22 protein-coding genes and 1 other RNA gene are annotated in these 20727 nt (G+C 56.9%); 12 read left to right on the top strand and 11 right to left on the bottom strand.

What is annotated here, in order from left to right; all coding sequences use genetic code 11:
* Positions 1–88: 88 nt before the first annotated feature.
* Positions 89–310 (top strand): 50S ribosomal protein L31, encoded by a 222-nt coding sequence (gene rpmE / locus ACQZ51_RS06365; protein WP_042617559.1) that lies wholly within the window; start codon positions 89–91, stop codon positions 308–310.
* Between the two features lie 184 nt (positions 311–494).
* On the opposite strand, the gene rcdA is transcribed toward rpmE, so the two are convergent.
* The 3 genes from rcdA to ACQZ51_RS06380 form a co-directional block, all read right to left on the bottom strand.
* On the bottom strand, positions 495–1010 hold the full coding sequence (gene rcdA / locus ACQZ51_RS06370; RefSeq protein WP_448776075.1) for a protease adaptor protein RcdA: 516 nt from the start codon (positions 1008–1010) through the stop codon (positions 495–497).
* A 354-nt stretch (positions 1011–1364) separates the two neighbouring features.
* Entirely contained in the window at positions 1365–1559 is a 195-nt protein-coding gene (locus ACQZ51_RS06375) for a DUF1192 domain-containing protein (RefSeq protein WP_448776076.1), read from the bottom strand.
* Positions 1556–2830, bottom strand: coding sequence for an MFS transporter (locus ACQZ51_RS06380; protein ID WP_448776077.1), 1275 nt, complete (start codon positions 2828–2830; stop codon positions 1556–1558). The genes ACQZ51_RS06375 and ACQZ51_RS06380 overlap by 4 nt, the downstream gene beginning before the upstream one ends.
* A 129-nt stretch (positions 2831–2959) precedes the next feature.
* Between ACQZ51_RS06380 and ACQZ51_RS06385 the strand changes: the two genes are divergently transcribed.
* Positions 2960–3115, top strand: coding sequence for a hypothetical protein (locus tag ACQZ51_RS06385; RefSeq protein WP_192064442.1), 156 nt, complete (start codon positions 2960–2962; stop codon positions 3113–3115).
* Between the two features lie 25 nt (positions 3116–3140).
* Here the strand turns inward: ACQZ51_RS06385 and ACQZ51_RS06390 are convergent, their stop codons facing one another.
* From ACQZ51_RS06390 to ACQZ51_RS06405, 4 genes are all read right to left on the bottom strand, one after another.
* Positions 3141–3620 (bottom strand): 2TM domain-containing protein, encoded by a 480-nt coding sequence (locus tag ACQZ51_RS06390; protein ID WP_448776078.1) that lies wholly within the window; start codon positions 3618–3620, stop codon positions 3141–3143.
* A 218-nt stretch (positions 3621–3838) separates the two neighbouring features.
* Positions 3839–4864: a class I fructose-bisphosphate aldolase gene (locus ACQZ51_RS06395; RefSeq protein WP_192064440.1), complete on the bottom strand. Its 1026-nt coding sequence runs from the start codon at positions 4862–4864 to the stop codon at positions 3839–3841.
* 256 nt (positions 4865–5120) lie between these two features.
* A complete protein-coding gene (locus ACQZ51_RS06400) occupies positions 5121–6323 on the bottom strand; it encodes a phosphoglycerate kinase (protein WP_448776079.1) in 1203 nt (400 codons plus the stop codon).
* 75 nt (positions 6324–6398) lie between these two features.
* Complete coding sequence (locus ACQZ51_RS06405) at positions 6399–8273, bottom strand: potassium/proton antiporter (protein WP_448776080.1); 1875 nt, start codon at positions 8271–8273, stop codon at positions 6399–6401.
* A gap of 325 nt (positions 8274–8598) precedes the next feature.
* On the opposite strand from ACQZ51_RS06405, the gene ACQZ51_RS06410 reads away from it, so the two are divergent.
* Positions 8599–8880 carry a ribbon-helix-helix domain-containing protein gene (locus ACQZ51_RS06410; RefSeq protein ID WP_448776081.1) on the top strand — a complete coding sequence of 94 codons (282 nt, stop codon included), beginning with the start codon at positions 8599–8601 and terminating at the stop codon, positions 8878–8880.
* 370 nt (positions 8881–9250) lie between these two features.
* Here the strand turns inward: ACQZ51_RS06410 and gap are convergent, their stop codons facing one another.
* Together gap and tkt are read right to left on the bottom strand one after the other, a co-directional pair.
* Complete coding sequence (gene gap / locus ACQZ51_RS06415; protein ID WP_448776082.1) at positions 9251–10261, bottom strand: type I glyceraldehyde-3-phosphate dehydrogenase; 1011 nt, start codon at positions 10259–10261, stop codon at positions 9251–9253.
* 99 nt (positions 10262–10360) lie between these two features.
* A complete protein-coding gene (gene tkt / locus ACQZ51_RS06420; protein WP_448776083.1) occupies positions 10361–12343 on the bottom strand; it encodes a transketolase in 1983 nt (660 codons plus the stop codon).
* A 323-nt stretch (positions 12344–12666) separates the two neighbouring features.
* Between tkt and ACQZ51_RS06425 the strand changes: the two genes are divergently transcribed.
* From ACQZ51_RS06425 to ACQZ51_RS06455, 7 genes are all read left to right on the top strand, one after another.
* Positions 12667–12939, top strand: a complete 273-nt coding sequence (locus tag ACQZ51_RS06425; RefSeq protein WP_192064435.1) for a DUF4164 domain-containing protein — start codon at positions 12667–12669, stop codon at positions 12937–12939.
* Between the two features lie 12 nt (positions 12940–12951).
* Positions 12952–13329 carry a cell division protein ZapA gene (locus tag ACQZ51_RS06430; RefSeq protein ID WP_448776084.1) on the top strand — a complete coding sequence of 126 codons (378 nt, stop codon included), beginning with the start codon at positions 12952–12954 and terminating at the stop codon, positions 13327–13329.
* Positions 13330–13425: 96 nt separating this feature from the next.
* Positions 13426–13584: non-coding RNA, 6S RNA (gene ssrS / locus ACQZ51_RS06435), on the top strand.
* A gap of 273 nt (positions 13585–13857) precedes the next feature.
* Positions 13858–15120: a hemolysin family protein gene (locus ACQZ51_RS06440; RefSeq protein ID WP_448776606.1), complete on the top strand. Its 1263-nt coding sequence runs from the start codon at positions 13858–13860 to the stop codon at positions 15118–15120.
* On the top strand, positions 15120–15713 hold the full coding sequence (locus ACQZ51_RS06445; RefSeq protein WP_448776085.1) for a 5-formyltetrahydrofolate cyclo-ligase: 594 nt from the start codon (positions 15120–15122) through the stop codon (positions 15711–15713). Before ACQZ51_RS06440 ends, ACQZ51_RS06445 begins: the two co-directional genes overlap by 1 nt.
* Positions 15710–16534 carry a TIGR00282 family metallophosphoesterase gene (locus ACQZ51_RS06450; protein ID WP_192064432.1) on the top strand — a complete coding sequence of 275 codons (825 nt, stop codon included), beginning with the start codon at positions 15710–15712 and terminating at the stop codon, positions 16532–16534. The genes ACQZ51_RS06445 and ACQZ51_RS06450 overlap by 4 nt, the downstream gene beginning before the upstream one ends.
* Positions 16535–16646: 112 nt before the next feature.
* Positions 16647–17483 (top strand): MBL fold metallo-hydrolase, encoded by an 837-nt coding sequence (locus ACQZ51_RS06455; protein ID WP_448776086.1) that lies wholly within the window; start codon positions 16647–16649, stop codon positions 17481–17483.
* A gap of 24 nt (positions 17484–17507) precedes the next feature.
* On the opposite strand, the gene ACQZ51_RS06460 is transcribed toward ACQZ51_RS06455, so the two are convergent.
* Positions 17508–18011 carry a pyridoxamine 5'-phosphate oxidase family protein gene (locus ACQZ51_RS06460; RefSeq protein ID WP_042617525.1) on the bottom strand — a complete coding sequence of 168 codons (504 nt, stop codon included), beginning with the start codon at positions 18009–18011 and terminating at the stop codon, positions 17508–17510.
* Positions 18012–18193: 182 nt separating this feature from the next.
* On the opposite strand from ACQZ51_RS06460, the gene ACQZ51_RS06465 reads away from it, so the two are divergent.
* Positions 18194–18940 (top strand): YebC/PmpR family DNA-binding transcriptional regulator, encoded by a 747-nt coding sequence (locus ACQZ51_RS06465; protein ID WP_192064429.1) that lies wholly within the window; start codon positions 18194–18196, stop codon positions 18938–18940.
* 74 nt (positions 18941–19014) lie between these two features.
* On the opposite strand, the gene ACQZ51_RS06470 is transcribed toward ACQZ51_RS06465, so the two are convergent.
* A complete protein-coding gene (locus tag ACQZ51_RS06470; protein ID WP_448776087.1) occupies positions 19015–20016 on the bottom strand; it encodes an LLM class flavin-dependent oxidoreductase in 1002 nt (333 codons plus the stop codon).
* A gap of 189 nt (positions 20017–20205) precedes the next feature.
* Between ACQZ51_RS06470 and ruvC the strand changes: the two genes are divergently transcribed.
* A complete protein-coding gene (gene ruvC / locus ACQZ51_RS06475) occupies positions 20206–20718 on the top strand; it encodes a crossover junction endodeoxyribonuclease RuvC (RefSeq protein WP_042617523.1) in 513 nt (170 codons plus the stop codon).
* Positions 20719–20727: the final 9 nt, after the last annotated feature.

Consider the following 20727-nt stretch of genomic DNA (forward strand, 5'->3'; position numbering starts at 1 on the left):
CAAATGGTCTGGAGCTTCATTATTGAATTGGCTCAGTTGACGCAATTGCGGCAAATGGTCCGCATGTCACTAAAGCAGGAAGATTGTCATGAAGGCTGAAATTCATCCCGACTATCACATGATCAAAGTGGTCATGACCGATGGCACAGAATACGAAACACGCTCCACATGGGGCTCCGAGGGTCAGGTCATGAACCTCGAAATCGATCCAAGCTCGCACCCTGCCTGGACAGGCGGCAACCAGCAGCTGATGGACCGTGGCGGTCGCGTCTCCAAGTTCAACAAGCGTTTCGGCGGCCTCGGCCTCTAAGCTTCTTGATACTGAAAAGAATAGAAAAAACCCCGGAGCGATCCGGGGTTTTTTGTTGCGTGGATTTTTGGGCGTTTGCCGCTTCGCTTGGGAGGTGCCAAATTTCACAGAGCCGAAAAACAAAAAAGGCAGACCGAAGCCTGCCTTAAAACTGTTTAGTCGTCTTCAAAGCCGACTTGGCGTCTCAGTTGCCTGAGAATGCGGTGCGGAGAAGGTTGAGCTGCGCCTGAACGCTGTTCTCATTGTCTGGAACCTTGGCGGCTTCCGACGGGCGGTAGATTTCGCGGTCGAGGAGAGCAACGCGGTTCTGAAGGCGAAGCGAACGCTCGACGAGATCGCGGAACGATTCTGGCAGGTCACCCCAGCCCGGAGCGTTGCGATCAACGTTGAAGTTGTCGAGGCGAACTTTGTTCTTTTCGCTCAGAACTTGATCACGGCTCATTTCGCCATTGTTGACGGCGCGCTGGAGAAGAAGCCAGGAAGCCATCTGCATGAGTCGGGTCGTGAGACGCATGGATTCTGCGGCGTAAAGAACCGAGGCCATCCGTGGCAATACTTTGGAAGCTGCGCGCCCGGAACCGTCGAGGTAGGTCGCAGTTTCTTCTACCAAAGTCATGCCTTCAGAATAAAGGCCCTTGAACTGGTTGGAAGCTGCAGCACGGCCAGCAAAGCTGATAGTATTCAAAACCTGTTCTGACATTTTTTCAAATCCTGCTTACGCACCATACTACGGCAACGGAACTGAGGCGTAATAGTTCCGGCGTCTTTGTATTTTCAGGATGATAGCAATAGCCCAAATACGCAAGCTGATTATTAAAGAAAGGTTAATACCCACAGCTTTGGTCATTTTGGGGCTGGACAAAAAAAGAGCCGCAAAAGCGGCTCTCAAGGTAAAACAGGGAGAAAAATCAGACCAAATCGCCGATAGGAGAAACTGCCTGAGGTCCAGCAGAACTGAACATGTATATTAATCGCTTAAAAAGCTTAATTTTTGGTTAATGGTAAACGAAATTCTGACCCGCTGCGTAACGTTAATGGAACGTCACGCAGCCGTTCAAGAACGGAACAGGGTTTCTGCTGACTTTCGACCCGCTGCCTTCTTCTCGCGCTCAACTTCAAGTCTTTCGATTTCTACTCGCAGTATTGTGATGCGCGCCGTCAGCTCGTCCACCGACAATGGCGAGAGATCGCCACCCACAACATGGGTGGCGGCTTGTTGCTTCATGGACTGTTCGTCAAAGGCACTCATATTCCGGCTCCTTTTTCCAACTCAGCCTCATCCTCAGGATATTGCGGGGCGCGAGGATCGAGCGAGGCGCTTTCAGGGGTGATCTGTGCCATGGCGGTGGTGGAGAAATTGTCCTTTTCTTCCGAAGGCAGCGCGGCGCGCTGCCGTGAGCGGAACATGGCATAGGCGGTGATGAGAAGGTGCGAAATGGCCGTGACCCAGAAGAGGGCGTAGGGGCCGAAGGACGTCATGATCGGGCCACCAAGCGTTGGACCAATAATCGTGCCGATGCCGTAAAGCAGAAGAAGGCCGCCCGAGACTTTGACGAAGTCTTCCGAAGAGGCGTAGTCATTGGCATGCGCGACCGCGATGGGGTAGAGCGCGTTTGCTGTGGCGCCATAGACTGCGATCATGCCGATCAGCACATAGACGTGAGCGGGCTGGATAAGGGTGACGGCAAGGCCTGCAAGGGCGGCCACGCCGGAAAGACCAGCCAACACATAGCGGCGGTCTATTCTGTCGGAAAGCTTGCCCGCCGGGAATTGAGCCAATGCGCCGATGAAGATCGTAACGCTGACCATGATGGCGATGGTCGTGGGATCAAGCCCAGCACGCGCGCCGAAAACCGCACCCAAGGTGCCGTATGCGCCATTGGCGATGCCAATCAGCAGAATGCCTATGAATGAAACGGGCGAGGTGCGGTAGAGTGCGGGAAGATCCAGCTTGACCTTTTTGAGAGGCTGGGGACTTTCCGCTTTAGACAGCATGGCTGGCATGATGGCGACGCAGTAAATGATCGCGCAGACCATGAAGAGCGAGGTGTTGCTGACGGTGCCGAAGGGAACGAGCAATTGCCCTGCCACAACGCCGAACAGGGTGATGGCGATGTAGAGGGAGAAGATCGCGCCACGGCTTTCATTGGTCGCGCGTTCGTTCAGCCAGCTTTCGATAATCATTGACGTACCGGCGGTGCAGAAGCCGGTCAGCGTACGCAAGGCGACCCAGGATACATCATCGACGAAAAGTCCGGTGAGCAGAATAGTCAGGCAGATGAGGGCGACAAAACTGCCAAAGGCCCTGATGTGCCCGGCGCGCCGCACGATGCTGGGCGCCACGAAACAACCGACAACGAAGCCCGCAGCCCAGGAGGTGCCGAGAAAGCCCAGCACTTCATTGGAATATCCTTCTGCCGATCCCCTCACGGGCAAGAGAAGGCCTTGAAGGCCGTTGCCCAGAAACAGAAACAAGGTGCTGGCTAAAAGGGCGAATACGGGTAGAAGGTTTCTGCTCATAAGGCCACTCTCATGCTAAGCGATTGTTTGCGCCGCTGTGGATGGCGCGCGAATGGGGTATGTGTCTTTGGTGAGCGTTAAAAATGTCCAGCCTGTGACACTGTGACAATAAAGCCAAAAGGTTTCGGGATGACGAAGGCAATAGGGCTTTTTTTACTACTGGCCATGGTCGTCCAGATTATTCGCCCGCTTGGCCTGCCGGGCCTGCGCAAACGCGCCGACTTCTGGAAACTCGCCGTGATTGCCTTTGTCATCTGGTCTCTGGTGCTGTTGCTGCGGCCCTGAATAGAGCCGCAGCATTCTGACATCTTCAAAGTTTTCTCTTCAGATAATGCTCCACCTGCCGCTTTTCCCAATCCGCATTGAGGAATGGGACCATGTCAAATGTTCGCAAGCCATGGCCGATGACGGCGACGCCCAGCCCAAGTGCTGGCCAGATGGCCCAGAAATAATGCGGGCTGGTGAGAAGGTTGACCACGGCAAGGAACGCAACAAGCACGACATATCTGGCGACGTGCATGTAAAAAGCCTTGATATTGCGAACGCGGGCGAAGGCGACAGCCTCTTCCGCTTCGATGCTGTTTATGGGTGTGGCTGGCATGTCTTTGGGGTCCTGTTCGGTGAGTTGCGATACATCAATCTCGAAGATGGACGCCAATGTTTTTGAGGTCTCCAGACTTGGTGCCTGCCCACGCTCGATCCGCTGAATGGTGCGTGTGCTGAGGCCGCTGATGGTCGCCAGTTGTTCCTGCGACCAGCCGCGTTGAAGTCTCAGTTTCTGTATCAACATTGATGTCTCTCCACGTTCGATGCCGAACACCTGCCTTGGATGCCGCACCACTGCCATGTCACCGCGCCGACTGTCGGGTTCGTGTCGGGTGACGCAGGTTGCATGCCGGACGGATCATGCTTTGACTGGAGGCGATTTTGAAGGGGAATGGAAAAACAAAACCGCCCGCAACGATGTTGCGAGCGGCGTTTGGACTGGTTTTGAAGCCAGAGGCTGGATCAGGCGGCTTTTTCAAGCTCCTGCTTCCAGTTGCCCAGTGCTGCAAGCGTGTTCATTTCTGCGCGGTGGCGGAAGGCGCGCTGGCCAGCGGCGACATTTTCGGATTTGCCGCCCCACGCCTTGAGGGCCGTATCCTGAAGGGCGCGACCATAGGAGAAGGTGAGGGCCCATGGGAGGTCATAGCCAGCATTCATGGCGCTGAGATGTGCGGTTGCTTCTTCGGCGGACTGGCCGCCTGAGAGGAAGGCAACGCCGGGAACAGCTGATGAAACGGTGGCCTTCAGAACCTTGACGGTCTTTTCTGCGACTTCTTCGACGGATGCCTTGCGGGCGTTCTTGCCATCGATGACCATGTTTGGCTTGAGGATCATGCCTTCGAGGTTGACGCGGGCATCGTACAGATCGGTGAAGACGGTGCGCAGGACCCATTCGGTTACTTCGGCACAACGATCGATGCTGTGGGTGCCGGGTTCGCCATCCATCAGAACTTCAGGCTCAACAATCGGAACGATGCCAGCCTGCTGGCACAGCGCGGCATAACGGGCAAGCGCCTGCGAATCTGCCTTGATGGAGCCCCATGTTGGCAGGCCCTGACCGATGTTGATGACGCCGCGCCACTTGGCAAAACGTGCACCGGCTTCGTAATAGGTCTTCAGGCGATCTGCCAGGCCATCGAGACCTTCTGTGACGGTTTCGCCGGGGAAGTTGGCCTGCGGCTTTGCGCCCGTATCGACCTTGATGCCGGGAATGCTGCCCGCCGCCTTGATGATATCAACGAAAGGCGTGCCATCAGCGGCCTTCTGGAACAGGGTTTCTTCATAGAGGATGACGCCGGAAATGCACTTCGTCATCGCATCTTCGGTGCGAAACAGCATTTCGCGATAATCGCGGCGGCTGTCTTCGGTGGATGCCAGACCGATGCTGTCAAAGCGCTTCTTGATGGTGCCGGTGGATTCATCTGCTGCCAGCAAACCTTTGCCGTCGGCAACCATTTTCACTGCGATGTCTTCAAGACGTTCCGTCATTTTCAATCTCCCTAAGCACGATGAATCTGGGTTAGCAGAAGAATTTGGGAAGGAAAATGGCATGCTAAATCATTGAAACGATTGAAATCATTTCAATCGTTTGAAACTTTAGGAAATCTTTAAAAATATTTAAATGAGGGGATAGGCCCCCGCTGCGCGCTTCGGACGCCATGTCTTGCGCGGTCCCCGGAAACAAGTCCGAGGATGGAAAAGCACTCCCGCCCTCCAAGTGGAGAGCGGGACGCGGTGTTGAAGTTTACTTCTGTTCCTGAAGGATGGCGACGCCGGGAAGGACCTTGCCTTCCATCCACTCCAGAAACGCGCCGCCTGCGGTGGAGATGTAGGTGAAGTCATCGGCCACGCCAGCATGGTTGAGGGCAGAGACCGTATCACCACCACCGGCCACGGAAACGAGCTTGCCGTTTCGGGTGCATTCAGCTGCATATTGTGCGGCTGCGACGGTTGCCTTGTCGAAGGGTGCGATTTCGAAGGCGCCGAGCGGGCCGTTCCAGACCAGCGTTTCAGCGCGGGAAATCCAGCCCTTGATGGCTTCGACGGATTTGGGGCCGACATCCAGCACCATGGCATCTTCAGGGATTTCGTTGATATCGACCACTTCGTTTTCAGCGTTCGCCTTGAATTCGCGGGCAACTACGCCGTCTTCCGGCAGAACGATGGCGCAGCCTGCGGTGGCGGCCTCGATCATGATCTGCTTTGCGGTTTCTGCCAGATCATGCTCGCAGAGGGACTTGCCGACCTGCGTGCCGCGTGCGGCCAGGAATGTGTTGGCCATGCCGCCGCCGATGACGAGGGCATCGACTTTCTTGACGAGGTTCATCAAGAGATCGATCTTGCTGGAGACCTTTGCGCCGCCAACGATGGCAACCACGGGGCGCACCGGTGCACCAAGGCCTTTTTCCAGCGCCTCAAGCTCTGCCTGCATGGTGCGTCCAGCATAAGCGGGCAGGTGGCGGGCCAGACCTTCGGTGGAGGCATGGGCGCGGTGTGCTGCGGAGAACGCATCATTGACGTAGATATCGCCGTTCTTGGCAAGCTCGGCCAAGAAGGCCGCATCGTTCTTTTCTTCGCCCTTGTGGAAGCGGGTGTTTTCCAGAAGCAGGATATCTCCGTCCTTCATGGCGGCGACGGCATCCGCTGCGGGTGCGCCGATGGCATCAGAGGCGAAATGGACCTTCTGGCCCAAGACTTCTTCCACCGAGGAGGTGATGAGGGACAGCGACATATCCGCGACAGGTTCGCCCTTGGGGCGGCCAAAATGCGCCAGCAGAATGACTTTCGCGCCCTTTTTCGACAATTCGAGGATCGTTGGCGCAACACGCTCGATGCGGGTCTTGTCCGTTACCTTACCGTCAGCAACCGGCACGTTGAGATCAACGCGAACGAGAACGCGCTTTCCGGAGATGTCGGTGAGGTGATCGAGGGTCTTGAAGGCTGGCATGGATCGATCCTGATATCGTTGAAAGGATTGGCTTTGCGCGCGACCATACTATGCTTGACCGGTGGTGCAAGTCGCTCAATCATGATTTTCGCTCTGGCCGGGGTCACGTGTCGCTGACGGTATCGTGTTACCGGGAACGGCAGGCGCTTCGCGTTGCTTTTTCTTGGCGATATGGCTGCGGATGCGCTGGTTGATCTCCTTGAAGCTGATGAAGACGGGAAGCGCCGTGGCCGGTTCGACCGGCTCCAGCGAGATACCGACGCTGGAAATGGCGTGGTTTTCATCCAGATCCCGCACGATGAGAATGAGCGAGCCCAACCGCACGCGGTCTGCATATTCCGCCTTGCCGCCGAAACGGTTCTGGATGAGTTCGGCAACCGTCAGCGACTGTTCCTGCGTCGTCAGAAGGCCGGGGCCGTAGGACGCATCCAGCTCCTTGGCCGGGCGTTGGGGAGAGATGGCGAAGGTGCCGAAAATATCCTCATCATCCTTCGTCAAGGGTTTGGCGCTGGCAAACAGCCGGTCCAGAAGGCGGGTGTAGCTAGGCATGACGAAGAGATAAACCAGATCGTTTTCGCGCAGCCGCCCGGCATATTGGTAACGGATGGACTTGCCATCCCGCACCACAAGCGATGGCATGGCCCAGCGGGGAATGCGCTCACCCTGCAACACGGCGCTGCCCTTGGCGACACGATAGGAAATGAGTTCGTGGTTGGCTGTTCCGGGCAGGTCCACCTCCAGCTTGTCGACATCACCCATGCGCGGCGGGACGATGAGGCCGAGCTTTGTGGCCACGGGCTTGATGGTCCATCCCTGTATCAGAAGTGAAACCAGCACGATGATGAAGGCTGCGTTGAAATAGACATCTGCACCCGGCAATCCGCCAAGGGCGGGAAGGATGGCGAGCAGAATGGAGACCGCGCCGCGCAGACCGACCCATGCGACGAAGGTGGTTTCCTGCTGGGTGTAATTGAAGGGCATGAGGCTGAGCCAGACTGCGAGCGGGCGAGCGACGAAGATGAGAAACAGCGCTAGCAAGACTGCCGGTATGATGATGGCCGGAAATTGCGACGGCGTTGCGAGCAGCCCCAGCATCAGGAACATGATGATCTGCGCCAGCCACGTCATGCCCTCATGGAAACGGCGAATGGCGCCCTTGGCAAAGACGGTGCGGTTGCCCGCAACGATGCCCGCCACATAGACCGCCAGAAAGCCGCTGCCATGCATGGCGCCGGTGAAGGAAAAGACCAGAAGCGCCAAGGCCAGAACAAGGATGGGCACCAGCCCGCGATCCACCTGAAAGCGGTTGACCACAGTGGCAATCATCCAGCCGCCGAGGAGGCCAAAGACCACACCGAGACCCATTTCCTGCAGGAACAGCAACAGGAAGCTGCTATCGAAACCGGCAAGACCTTCGCCCTTGGACACGACTTCGACCAGTGCGATGGTGAGGAAAATCGCCATGGGGTCATTGGTGCCGGACTCCACTTCGAGGGTGGAGCGCACCTGATCGCGAATATGGATGCCGCCGATGCGCAGCAGGAAGAACACGGCTGCCGCATCTGTCGAGGCAACGATGGAGCCGAGCAGCAGGCCTTCCAGCCAGGAGAAGCCGAGAAGAAGTGCCGCAGCGCCTGCGAAAAACACCGATGTCAGCACCACACCGACGGTGGCGAGCGCAATGGACGGCCCCGCCGCCAGCCGGAAGGATTGGACCGATGTGCCGAAGCCGGAATCGAACAGGATGACGGCCAACACCAGCGAGCCCATCATATAGGCCAGCGGATTGTTGCTGAAATGAATGCCCAGGCCATCCGTGCCGGCGGCAAGGCCGATCATCAGGAACAAGAGCAGAAGCGGTGCGCCGAAGCGGTAGGCGATGAGACTGGAAAAGGCGGCGACAAGGACGAGGACGGTTGCGACCAGCAACAAGATGTAAAACGATTCCACGCACACGTCCCTTCGATGAAGGTCGCTTGCCACGCATGCTCCCGCACGTCAGCAATCAATGCGCCACGTTTTGGACGGCCACGGCGCGCTGTTTCGCGCAGAGGTCAGGGCAAGGCGAGGTCTATCGAATGGTACGGCAGGGAGCGATGCGCAGGCACACGCGACCGAATCCCTAGTGTTGATTTTTCCGGGCGAAAATAGACGAGAGCAAGGCGGTGACGCAAAAAAAGGAAGAGCATTAAGGGATGCTCGTGTGTCACATCAAGCGATGTGTAGGATTTAATCGTGTCGCGTGTTATGATTTGAAAAATGGAAAGGCGATGCGATGCGAACCACGCGGTCACTCAGTGTTACGCTGCCAGTCGATATGGCGGATATGGTCAAGGCGAAGGTTGCCTCCGGGCAATATGCCACGGAAAGCGAAGTTATTCGCGATGGCCTGCGCACATTGGCAGCGCGGGATTCGGCGATTGAACGGTGGCTGAAAGAGGATGTTGCAGCGGCTTATGATGCTCACAAATCCGAGCCCCAACGCGCTACATTGTTGAGAGACAGCATGTCGAAGCTGCACCGCCAGTTCGATGACATCGACAGTTCTCAAGAATGAAGCGTTATGACGTTTTTTTGTCTCCGGAAGCGGAGGCAGATATTGTCGATATTTATCGGTCCATAAGTGACGTCTCAATGTCTTCGATGGTCGCTCGGCAATATGTCGAACGCCTCACGTCCTATCTCGAAACATTTGAAGTGTTTCCCTAACGCGGCAGCTTGCGCAATGATGTGAGGCAAGGTCTGCGTGTCGTGGGGTTTGAGCGGAGTGTCAGTGTCGCGTTTGTCGTTGAGCAAGATCGCGTCGTTATCTTGAGGCTTGCGCAGAATGGTCGGCAGATTGATCTGGCCGATTAGGGATAGTCTTTAAACACAAAACCCGGCGAGATCGCTCTCGCCGGGTTTTTCTGTTCTTAGACTGAACAAAATCAGATGGTCTTGGCGAGTGCCACGGCTGTGTCCGACATGCGGTTGGAGAAGCCCCATTCGTTGTCGTACCAGGTAAGGATACGCACGAAGTTGCCTTCCATGACCTTTGTCTGGTCTGTCGCGAAGATGGAAGAGTGGCTGTCGTGGTTGAAGTCTCTGGAGACCAGTGGCTCGTCTGTGTAGCCGAGAACGCCCTTCAGCGCGCCATTGGAAGCGGCCTTGATGGCTTCGTTGATTTCTTCGACCGTGGTGTTTCTCTTGGCCACGAACTTGAAATCGACAACCGATACGTTCGGGGTTGGAACGCGGATTGATGTGCCGTCGAGCTTGCCCTTGAGGTGCGGCAGCACGAGGCCGACAGCCTTGGCAGCGCCGGTCGATGTCGGGATCATGGACAGGGCTGCGGCGCGGGCGCGGTACAGGTCCTTGTGCATGGTGTCGAGCGTCGGCTGGTCGCCGGTGTAGGAGTGGATCGTGGTCATGAAGCCGTGGTCGATACCGACGACGTCATCCAGAACCTTGACGACCGGCACCAGGCAGTTGGTAGTGCAGGATGCGTTGGAGATGACGAGGTGTTCGTTCGTCAGCTGGTCGTGGTTGACGCCGAAAACGACCGTCAGGTCTGCACCTTCGGCAGGAGCCGAGATGATGACGCGCTTTGCGCCAGCGGTGAGGTGGGCTGCGGCCTTGTCACGGGCAACGAAAATGCCTGTGCATTCCAGCGCGATATCGACGCCGAGTTCCTTGTGCGGCAGCTGGGCAGGATCGCGAACAGCGGTCACCTTGATCGGCTTGCCACCGGCAACGATGATGGTGTCGCCTTCGACTTTCACGTCTGCGGGGAACTTGCCATGGATGCTGTCATAACGCAGCAGGTGCGCATTGGTCTCGACCGGGCCGAGGTCGTTGATGGCAACGACTTCGATATCCGTGCGGCCGGATTCCACGATGGCGCGAAGGACGTTGCGGCCGATGCGGCCAAAACCGTTGATGGCAACTTTAACTGTCATTGAGATACTCCCTGTCAATATATTCGAATTTTGTTTGAAATGGTGACAGCCCGGAGAGGCGAACTGAATGTCCGCCGCCCCAGGTTTTGTTCAGGCCGTTCAGCCGAGCTTTGCTTCAGCCGCAGCAACCACTGCTTCTGCGGTGATGCCGAACTTCTTGTAAAGCTCCTTGGCAGGTGCGGATGCGCCGAAGGAGTGCATGCCGATGAAGTCACCATCATTGCCGATGAAGTAATCCCAACCCTGACGGATGGCGGCTTCGACGCCGATCTTGACAGGCGAGGTGCCGATGATGGCCTCGCGGTATGTCTCTGGCTGATCCATGAACAGTTCAAAGCAGGGAACCGACACAACGCGTGTGGAAATGCCCTTTGCCTTCAGATCAGCTGCGGCCTTGAGTGCGATTTCCACTTCTGAGCCGGAGGCAAAGATCGAAACCTTGGCATCGCTATCCGAAACCAGCTCATAGGCTCCGTGGGAAACGAGGTTCTTTTCCTCGTAGTCCTTGCGGGCCGGTGTCAGGTTCTGGCGGGTCAGAGCCAGCGCAGATGGGCGGTTTTTCTGATGCAGGGCGAACTGCCATGCTTCCGCTGTTTCCGTCTCATCCGCAGGGCGGAAGACCAGAAGGTTCGGAATGGCGCGAAGCGCTGCAATCTGCTCGATCGGCTGGTGGGTCGGGCCGTCTTCACCAACGCCAATCGAGTCATGGGTGAGAACGTGAACGACGCGGATGCCCATAAGAGCAGCCAGGCGGATGGACGGACGGCAATAATCCGAGAAGATCATGAAGCCGCCAGCGTAAGGAATAAGACCGCCATGCAGCGCGATGCCGTTCATGGCGGCTGCCATGCCGTGTTCGCGGATGCCGTAGTGAAGGTAGCGGCCCGAGAAATCGGTCGGTGTGATCGACTTCATCTGGCTGGTCTTGGTGTTGTTGGATGGCGTCAGGTCGGCAGAGCCGCCGATGGTTTCAGCCAGAATGCCGTTGATGACTTCGAGTGCATCTTCCGATGCCTTGCGTGTGGCAACGGTTGGATTGTCAGCCGCGACCTTCTTCTTGAAGGCATCGATCGAGCTATCGAAATTGCCCGGCATATCGCCAGCAAAGCGGCGCTTGAACTCAGCCTTCTTGTCCGCGTCTGTTGCTTCGAGGCGTGCGATCCATTCCTGGCGAGCCTTGGTGGAGCGCAGACCGGACAGACGCCATGCGTCGAGCACATCTTCTGGAATGACGAATGCTTCGGCTTCCCAGTTTGCGTTCTTGCGAGCGGCTGCAATTTCTTCGGCACCCAGTGGGTTGCCGTGCACCTTGTGCGTGCCCTGCTTGTTTGGCGCGCCAAAACCGATGATGGTCTTGCAGGCGATGAAGGTGGGGCGGTCGGACTTGTGTGCGGCTTCGATGGCGTTTGCAATCGCTTCCGGGTCGTGACCGTCGATCTCGATGGTATTCCAGTGAACGGCCTTGAAGCGCGCGATCTGGTCTGTGGAATCGGACAGGCCAACTTCACCATCGATGGTGATGTTGTTGTTATCCCAGAACAGAACCAGCTTGTTGAGCTTCAGGTGGCCAGCAAGCGCGATGGCTTCGTGGCTGATGCCTTCCATGAGGCAGCCGTCGCCGCACAGCGCGTAGGTAAAGTGGTTCTGCAGATCCGAGCCGAATTCTTCTTCCAGCTTGCGCTCAGCAATGGCCATGCCGACGGCATTAGCAATGCCCTGACCGAGCGGACCTGTTGTCGTCTCGATGCCCGTAGCATGGTTGTATTCCGGGTGACCGGCGGTCTTGGAATCGAGCTGACGGAAGCGCTTGATCTCGTCGATCGTCATGTCCTCGTAACCGGTGAGGTAGAGGAGCGCGTAAAGCAGCATGGAGCCGTGACCGGCAGACAGCACGAAGCGGTCGCGGTCTGGCCACTGCCAGGCCTTCGGATCGAATTTCATGTAACGGGTGAAAAGGACCGTGGCCACATCCGCTGCGCCCAATGGCAGGCCGGGGTGGCCGGAATTGGCCTTCTCCACAGCATCCATGGCAAGAAATCGGATTGCATTGGCCATCCGGTCGTGTTTATCGCGAGAAATCATGGCTTTTCCGTCTGTTCCGGGTGAAAGGAGATAGCCTTATGACTATCCAAAAAGCGGTTTGATCCATAGCAGGTGGTGCGGGCGAGTCAATAAAACCAGTGCAGCTTGCGGTTCGATCTCGAACAAAAATCGTTTCGCATGATGGCGATATTTGGACGCCTGCCACGCTTGTGCCCTTGCGGTGGTGCATTCATCCACAGCGCAAAGTGTTTGAATGTATTGGTTTGATTGACGTAGAGGTTAACAAGGTCATATCGTGCGATGGCCCTGATTGACACCAAGCGACAACGATTCGGCTTGTGGCTTGCGGTTTGGAAGAAACGATGACGGCGGAAAAAACCATACACATCGCGTTGTCGGAGCTTAGCTCCGCCATCAACAGCCTCGAAAACGCAATCGACATGCGGATCGAGCGCCAACGCGAAAATGGCGAGGTTGAGAACGAGGTGAAGCGCGTGCATGTGGACCGTGCGCGCCTGGCGCAGGAGCTTGACCAGTCGCAATTTCGCGCCAACCGCCTTGAGGAAGTCAATCGCGAGGTTTCCCGCCGTCTTGTGACGGCAATGGAAACGATCCGCGCAGTGCTGGACCGGTAAGGACTTAAATTCATGGCTCAAGTAACGGTGATGATTGACGGCAAGGCCTATCGCATGGCCTGCGAGGCAGGGCAGGAAGCGCATCTGACCGATCTCGCCACCCAGTTCGACCAATATGTCGGCCACCTGAAAAGCCAGTTCGGCGAGATCGGCGATCTGCGCCTGACGGTTATGGCGGGCATCATGATAACCGATGAAATGTCGGAGCTTTCCCGCAAGATCGAAGCTCTGGAAAAGCAGGTCGCATCGCTTCAGCACAGCCATGATGGAATGGCCCAGAGCAAGGCAAAGACCGACGAACTCGTGGTGAATGCCATCTCGGATCTGTCATCGCGCCTGAACGGGATTACCGAAAAACTGGTGGCACGGCCTAAGCCTGCGGTGAATTAGTACGGCCTGACCGGGCGATTTCAAGCTTGGCGCCCTTCATGCGAATTTATGGTGTCGCCCCCTTCCGCATGTTCACGAACTTCCCTATATAAAGAATGCGTTCTGCGCTTCTCGACAGGAAACTCAATCCCTGGGGCCATACTCGATCCAAAGGGAGCTGTCCCTGGCCAGGCCCGTGGGCTTGGACATATGGCGCCCACCTACGTTTGTAGGCACCCAGGATCGTAAAACTCCATCGGTCGCCGCGGATCGCACTTTATTTATTGCTCCGGCCACGAGCTGCCCAGAAGCGCCTCGTCTGCCTCAAGCCTGCTCCCACCTCGCGTGACCTGCCTTTGCAGAACGCGTTTTGCGTGGGGCAAGAGTTGCCGGGCCTGAATTTTCATCCTCCGGTCATTGCATTGGTGGAACAAATCCTTATTATTTGCCTTGGTATGTGCGCTCCCGCATTCAACCTTTACGATTGTGGTTGCAGTCGCGACGTGCCGTTCAACAGCCCAAAAAGAGCGAAACTTGTTTACTGAAATTATGATCGTGGTTCTGCTTACCGTTCTGAACGGTGTGCTTGCCATGTCTGAACTCGCCGTTGTCTCCTCCAGACCAGCGAGGTTAAAAGTACTTGCCGCACAGGGCAGCAAGGGCGCTGGAATGGCGCTCACCCTTTCCGAAGATCCCGGGCGTTTTCTCTCCACGGTGCAGATCGGTATTACGCTCGTTGGCGTTTTGTCCGGTGCGTTTTCGGGCGCCACACTTGGTGCGCGCTTCACCGGATGGCTGCTGGAGCAGGGCGTGCCAGACCGTGCCGCCGATGCCATCGGCGTCGGCGTTGTGGTGGTTGCCATCACTTATCTCTCGCTGATTGTTGGTGAGTTGGTACCCAAGCAGATCGCCCTTCGTGACCCTGAAAAGATTGCCGTTCGTGTCTCTCCGGCCATGGTGATGCTGGCGAAAGTCGGCGCGCCCATCGTGTGGTTGCTGGACCGCTCCGGCAAGCTTATTTTGGCGCTTCTTGGCCATAGCGGTGAATCCAACAATTCCGTGACCGACGATGAAATTCGCACCGTTCTGGCCGAAGCACACAGTGCCGGTGTCATCGAAAGCGAAGAATCCGCCATGATCACCAGCGTCATGCGCCTTGCTGACCGCAATGCGCGCGGCCTGATGACACCGCGCCGCGACGTGGAAGTGGTTGATATCGAAGATACGCCGGAGGAAATCCGTGTGCAGTTGCGCGAGACGCAACGTTCGCGTCTGCCGGTCAGAAACGGGGCATCCGACGAGATTCTCGGCGTTCTCTTTGCCAAAGATGCGTTTGATGCACTGGCATCCGGCAGGGAGTTGAACATTCGCGAGTTATTGCGCGAAGTACCAGTCGTTTCGGACCTTACCAGCGCTGTTGACGTGATTCAGTCGTTGCGTCGCTCCACCGTGCATATGGTTCTGGTCTATGACGAATACGGCCACTTCGAAGGTATTGTCTCCTCCGGCGACGTGCTGGAAGCCATTACCGGCGCGTTTCAGGAAGATGACGGCGAAGAGCCTGCCATGGTTGAGCGCGAGGACGGCAGTTTCCTTGTTGCCGGGTGGATGCCGGCTGACGAATTTGCCGACCGCATGGGTTTCCAGATTGCCGACGACGCCGAATTCGAAACGGTTGCCGGTCTGGTACTGGACGAATTTCGGCGGTTGCCGGAGCTGGGTGAACACATCACCCGCGATGGCTGGCGCTTCGAAGTGATCGACCTCGATGGGCACCGCATTGACAAGGTGCTGGTGAGCCGGGCTGCCTGATGACATCTGGCGACCTCGATAAAGCCCGGATCAGATCAGAGCGTCTCGCCTTGCGGGACGCTCTTTCCGTTGATGAACGCACCGCCAAAAGCCTTGATATTGCCGAACACGGTGCCGATGCGATCCGTTTTGAACCGGGGACGATTGTTTCCGGCTTCATGCCAATAAGGTCCGAGGCGGACCTGCGCCCGCTGATGGAGCGTCTTCGCGCAAAGGGTGCGCGGATCTGCCTTCCTGTTATTCTGGACCGGGAGACGATTGCGTTCCGTGAGTTTGCCGCCGGCTCAGAGCTGGTTAAAACCGGATTTGGCACCACCGGACCGGATGCGCATGCGGCGGTCCTTGACCCCGCAATATTGCTTGTGCCCCTGTCCGCTTTTGATGCGACGGGCCAGCGGATTGGTTATGGAGCGGGGCATTACGACCGCGCAATCGCCAGACTTCATGCAAAAGGGCTTGAAACAACGCTGATCGGCATTGCATTCGACTGCCAGGAAGTGCCATCAGTGCCCGCGCAAGCGCATGATGTGGCGCTGGATGCCATTCTGACCGAGAGCGGCATGCGATTTTTCAACAGCAGGACGGCGGAATGAGATTACTGTTTCTCGGGGATATGGTTGGCAAGACGGGCCGCACGGCGGTGTGGGAGCGTCTTCCGGGACTGATCTCCGATCTGAAACTGGATTTCGTGATCGTCAATGGTGAGAACGCCGCCGGTGGTTTCGGGATTACCGAGGACATCTATCTCGAGACGATCAACGCCGGGGCCGATGTGGTGACCACCGGCAACCACGTTTGGGACCAGAAGGAAGCTGTGAGCTTTTGCCAGCGGCACGACCAGTTTCTGCGGCCTGCCAATTATCCCAAGGGAACGCCGGGCAAGGGTTCCGGCCTGTTTTATGCGCGCAACGGCGCCCGCATTCTCGTGGCCAACATTATGGGCCGCGTTTTCATGCATCCGGAACTGGACGATCCTTTCAGCTCGGCGGAAACCATTCTGGGCTCCTGCCCGCTCGGTGAGCAGGCGGATGCCATCGTGTTCGATTTTCATGCGGAAGCGACCAGCGAAAAGCAGTGCTTCGGCCATTTCGTCGATGGCCGTGCAAGCTTTGTGGTGGGCACCCATACGCATGTGCCGACGGCTGATGCGCAGATCCTGAATGGCGGTACGGCCTATATGTCTGACGCGGGCATGTGCGGCGATTACGATTCCTCGCTTGGCATGGAAAAGGAAGAGCCGATCAATCGCTTCATTTCCAAAATGCCGAAGGGCCGGTTTGAGGCGGCGAGCGGCCCCGCCACAATCTGCGGCGTGGGCGTTGAGATATCCGACCGCACGGGATTGGCTGAAAAGATTGCGCCGCTGCGGCTGGGGCCACGGCTGGCGGAGACGGTTCCGGCCTTCTGGGCCTGACCTGACGCTCCTGACAATGACGACATTGTGAGTGCCGTGAGCGCGCTTGCGTGTAGACGATCATTGAGCCTTGCCGCATCTTGGCCCCACTCATTTCGTTTAAGGAGTGGTGGTGATGCTTCGCATGCTCATTCTGGCGATGGCCGCCACGGTTCTGTGCGGAACGATGGCACAGGCGCAGCAACGGCCCGCACGACCTCCCGTCAGCCAATGCCAGGTCATTGCCAGCACAATCCCCGGCGTTACCTTCGCCAGCGTCACGAGCGGGTTGCAACGGGTGCAGGCGACCAAAGAAGACGTCAAAATCCAATATATCGGGCATTCGACATTTCTCATCACCTCGCCCGAGGGGGTGACGATTGCCACCGATTACAATGGTGTTTATCTGCCGCCTGTGACGCCCACCGTTGTGACGATGAACAATGCGCATTCCACGCATTACACGATGTATCCTGACCCGGCGATCAAGCACGTTTTGCATGGCTGGGGCGATGTGCCGGGGGAGAAAGCCCAGCACAAGTTGCAGCTGGGTGACGTCTATATTCGCAATGTCACATCCGATATTCGCAACCGCTGGGGTGGAGGCGGGCTGCTGCAAAAGGATGGAAATTCGATTTTCATTTTCGAGGTCGCCGGTCTTTGCATCGGGCATCTCGGCCACCTGCATTACGAGCTGACAGAAACGCAATATGCCGAAATTGGCCGCCTCGATATATTGATGGTGCCGGTGGATGGGGGATTGACGATGGGGGCCGACAGTATGAGCCGGATCGTCAAGCGGCTGCGGTCTGCCTTGATCTTGCCGATGCACCAGCCGAGCGGTCTGGAGCAATTTCTGGTGACGTTCGGGCCGCAATTTCAGATCGCCTATGCAGGTGATCCGGTTATCAATGTGTCTATGAGGAACTTGCCCCGCCAGCCGCAAATTCTGGTGCCGCAAGGCATGTGAAGATGCGGAGGGCGGAGTAAGAATTTATGCGAAAGTCAGATGCTGGCGCACGCCAATGTCCGGCGTCTTGTCGTCAGACATATTGGCCTTTGCAATTTCCCAGCCGAATTTCAGCGTGCTATCGGTGGAAGCCCAGATTTCGGCATCGTCGACATGCAGCGCAAGCATGGTGAGCAGGGGATCGCTCTTGCCGTGCTCGTACCAGGCAGCGGTAACCGAGTTCCAGTATTCATCGACCTTGGTCTTGTCATCACGTACCTCAAGCTTACCGGTTAGGCATGCATGATAATCGTGATCCTTGCCAATGACGCAGAAATGGGCGCGGGAGGCTGATCTCAGCGACTGGACGAGCTGCGAATCCTTCTTGGAATAAAACCAGATGGTGTTGGTTTTCGGATCTGCGTGAGGCGCCATGGGCTGCATGTGGTTCTGGAGCCCTTCGAGGCCGAGCATGCCCGCATGAACGGAATTGATCTCATCCCAAAGCTGACGAGCAGGGGCTTCGCGTGCTTCACTCAAACTGACCATTCAATATGTCTCCTTCACATTTGCTGACTGGTAACGAAACGAAGTGTGGAGATTTCAGTTCCTTCCTGCGTCAGGAGAAGTATGACCGTGCTGCGACAAGAGTTGGTCATGTGGGCTTGAACCGCCGGGCCATCGCACTTATAAGCACCGCAATCCAAACAAACGATCCGATCAGGGGTGCCATGGCTGGCCATTCACAGTTCAAGAACATCATGCATCGCAAGGGAAAACAGGATTCGATTCGTTCGAAGATGTTCTCCAAGCTTGCGCGTGAAATCACCGTTGCTGCCAAGTCCGGTCTGCCGGATGTGAGCATGAACGCGGCGTTGCGTCTGGCAGTGCAAAACGCCAAGGCGCAGTCCATGCCGAAGGACAACATCGACCGCGCCATCAAGAAGGCATCCGGTGCAGATGCTGAGAACTACGATTATGTGCGTTACGAAGGTTATGGTCCAGGCGGCACGGCGGTTATCGTTGAAGCGCTGACGGACAACCGCAACCGCACGGCATCCAACGTTCGCTCCATCTTTACCAAGGCTGGCGGCGCACTGGGCGAAACCGGCTCGGTTTCCTTCTCTTTTGACCGCGTTGGCGAAATCAGCTACAAGGCCTCTGTCGGTAGTGCCGATAGCGTCATGGAAGCGGCGATTGAAGCTGGTGCCGATGATGTGGAAAGCAGCGAAGACGGCCACACGATCATTTGCGAATTCGAAGCGATGAACGAAGTGTCCAAGGCGCTGGAAGCGGTGCTGGGCGAAGCTGACAGCGTTAAGTCCATCTGGAAGCCACAGAACACGGTGCCGGTGGATGAAGAAAAGGCGCAGTCGCTGATGAAGCTGATCGGCAATCTGGAAGACGATGACGACGTTCAGAGCGTTTATTCGAACTTCGAAGTATCCGAAGAAATCATGGCCAAGCTTTCGGCCTGAATTGGCCAAGAGAACAAAGACCACACAATGAAAAACCCCGGCTCATCACCGGGGTTTTCTTTTTTGTTTGAGGTTTAAGCCGCCAGTTTCAGCCCACCCCGCACCTGCGCAAAGACCTCTACGGAGCGAAGGCGTTTCTGGATATCGTGGACCGGCATCGAGATGATCAGCTCATCTGCGCCTGTCTCAGCCAGGAAGTCGCCGAGCTTACGCTCGATCGTGGCATGGGAGCCAACGACTGCGTATCGGAGCGTATGATCAACCGTGATGCGCTCCATATCGCTCCACAGGCCGTCCATGGTTTCGACGGGGCGCGGAAACTGCGTGCGGACATTTTTGCGCAGATTGACGAATTGCTGCTGGGCTGACGTGAACAGATGCTGTGCCTCGTCATCCGTATTGGCACCCACGCCCATGACGCCGACCATGACATAGGGTTCTTTCAGCGTTTCCGATGGCTGGAAACGCTCGCGATAAATGGCGATGGCATCCATCAGCATATCAGGTGCGAAATGCGAGGCGAAGGAGTAGGGCAGGCCAAGGGCTGCGGCCACATGGGCGCTATAGGTGCTTGAGCCCAACATCCAGATCGGCACATTTGAATTCATGCCCGGCACAGACAGGATGGCCTGATCCGGTTCCGGCGCTCCGAGATAGCGCTGCAATTCGATGATGTCGTGCGGGAAATTTTCCGCACCTGCGTCCAGATTGCGGCGCAGAGCGCGGGCGGTGCGCATGTCCGTGCCGGGTGCGCGACCAAGACCGAGATCGACACGACCGGGCAGCAGTGCATCCAGCGTGCCGAATTGCTCGGCAATGACCAGCGGTGAATGGTTTGGCAACATGATGCCGCCGGAGCCGACGCGAATGCGCGATGTGGCAGCGCCGACATGGGCGATGACGATGGAGGTTGCGGCGCTGGCAATGCCCGGCATGCCGTGATGTTCGGCCAGCCAGATGCGCTCATAGCCTTCTTCTTCCGCCTTGATTGCCATGCGACGGGAATTATCAAGCGCCTTGCTCGCGGTCTCGCCTTCACCAATGGGCGACAGGTCGAGAATGGAAAAAGGGATCATTGGACGCTCCTGGTGCGTATTTCGTTGCTCAAGATGTAAGCGACATGGCCGGATTTGCCAGCCCAATCGCAGCGAATTGAACGATGGATCAAAAAAACTCGTGCAACGGCCAAGGCGCTTTTGAGATCAATGTTGTCGTTTTGTTCACTTATCGCTGGCAGGTTTCGAGCCGCAACGTTAGGATGCCATATGCAAAATGCGATTCGAATTATCGGGATAGACCCTGGGCTGCGGCGAATGGGCTGGGGTATCATCGAGACCTTGGGCAACAGCCTGCGTTTCGTGGCGTCCGGCACTGTCACGTCGGATGGCGACATGGACCTGGCATCGCGCCTTTGCCAGTTGCATGATGGTCTTTCGGAGATCGTTCATTCGCATCAACCACATGAGGCGGCTGTTGAGCAGACCTTCGTCAACAAGGATGCGGTGGCAACCTTGAAGCTGGGGCAGGCCCGTGGCATCGCCATGCTGGTTCCGGCCCGTGCCGGTCTGCCGGTTGCCGAATATGCGCCCAATGCCGTCAAGAAAGCCGTGATCGGCGTGGGCCATGGCGAGAAGCAGCAAATTCACATGATGCTCAAGATTTTGATGCCCAAGGCCGAATTCAAGGGCAATGATGCGGCAGATGCGCTTGCCATTGCCATTTGTCACGCCCACAACCGGGCAAGCGAGCGCATGCGCCGCGTGCTGGCAGCAAGCTGATTTCCTCTT

The sequence above is a fragment of the Agrobacterium sp. CG674 genome (assembly GCF_053521645.1).

What these genes read in the sequence shown, in the direction of transcription:
- ACQZ51_RS06395 (WP_192064440.1), bottom strand. Translation starts at nt 4,864, where the DNA reads ATGACGGAACGTCTTGAAGACATCGCAGTGAAAATGGTTGCCGACGGC.
- rcdA (WP_448776075.1), bottom strand. Translation starts at nt 1,010, where the DNA reads ATGTCAGAACAGGTTTTGAATACTATCAGCTTTGCTGGCCGTGCTGCA.
- ACQZ51_RS06470 (WP_448776087.1), bottom strand. Translation starts at nt 20,016, where the DNA reads ATGATCCCTTTTTCCATTCTCGACCTGTCGCCCATTGGTGAAGGCGAG.
- ACQZ51_RS06430 (WP_448776084.1), top strand. Translation starts at nt 12,952, where the DNA reads ATGGCTCAAGTAACGGTGATGATTGACGGCAAGGCCTATCGCATGGCC.
- ACQZ51_RS06385 (WP_192064442.1), top strand. Translation starts at nt 2,960, where the DNA reads ATGACGAAGGCAATAGGGCTTTTTTTACTACTGGCCATGGTCGTCCAG.
- gap (WP_448776082.1), bottom strand. Translation starts at nt 10,261, where the DNA reads ATGACAGTTAAAGTTGCCATCAACGGTTTTGGCCGCATCGGCCGCAAC.
- ACQZ51_RS06445 (WP_448776085.1), top strand. Translation starts at nt 15,120, where the DNA reads ATGACATCTGGCGACCTCGATAAAGCCCGGATCAGATCAGAGCGTCTC.
- ACQZ51_RS06410 (WP_448776081.1), top strand. Translation starts at nt 8,599, where the DNA reads ATGCGAACCACGCGGTCACTCAGTGTTACGCTGCCAGTCGATATGGCG.
- ACQZ51_RS06375 (WP_448776076.1), bottom strand. Translation starts at nt 1,559, where the DNA reads ATGAGTGCCTTTGACGAACAGTCCATGAAGCAACAAGCCGCCACCCAT.
- ACQZ51_RS06440 (WP_448776606.1), top strand. Translation starts at nt 13,858, where the DNA reads ATGATCGTGGTTCTGCTTACCGTTCTGAACGGTGTGCTTGCCATGTCT.
- ACQZ51_RS06400 (WP_448776079.1), bottom strand. Translation starts at nt 6,323, where the DNA reads ATGCCAGCCTTCAAGACCCTCGATCACCTCACCGACATCTCCGGAAAG.
- ACQZ51_RS06380 (WP_448776077.1), bottom strand. Translation starts at nt 2,830, where the DNA reads ATGAGCAGAAACCTTCTACCCGTATTCGCCCTTTTAGCCAGCACCTTG.
- ACQZ51_RS06390 (WP_448776078.1), bottom strand. Translation starts at nt 3,620, where the DNA reads ATGTTGATACAGAAACTGAGACTTCAACGCGGCTGGTCGCAGGAACAA.
- tkt (WP_448776083.1), bottom strand. Translation starts at nt 12,343, where the DNA reads ATGATTTCTCGCGATAAACACGACCGGATGGCCAATGCAATCCGATTT.
- ruvC (WP_042617523.1), top strand. Translation starts at nt 20,206, where the DNA reads ATGCAAAATGCGATTCGAATTATCGGGATAGACCCTGGGCTGCGGCGA.
- ACQZ51_RS06425 (WP_192064435.1), top strand. Translation starts at nt 12,667, where the DNA reads ATGACGGCGGAAAAAACCATACACATCGCGTTGTCGGAGCTTAGCTCC.
- ACQZ51_RS06465 (WP_192064429.1), top strand. Translation starts at nt 18,194, where the DNA reads ATGGCTGGCCATTCACAGTTCAAGAACATCATGCATCGCAAGGGAAAA.
- rpmE (WP_042617559.1), top strand. Translation starts at nt 89, where the DNA reads ATGAAGGCTGAAATTCATCCCGACTATCACATGATCAAAGTGGTCATG.
- ACQZ51_RS06450 (WP_192064432.1), top strand. Translation starts at nt 15,710, where the DNA reads ATGAGATTACTGTTTCTCGGGGATATGGTTGGCAAGACGGGCCGCACG.
- ACQZ51_RS06460 (WP_042617525.1), bottom strand. Translation starts at nt 18,011, where the DNA reads ATGGTCAGTTTGAGTGAAGCACGCGAAGCCCCTGCTCGTCAGCTTTGG.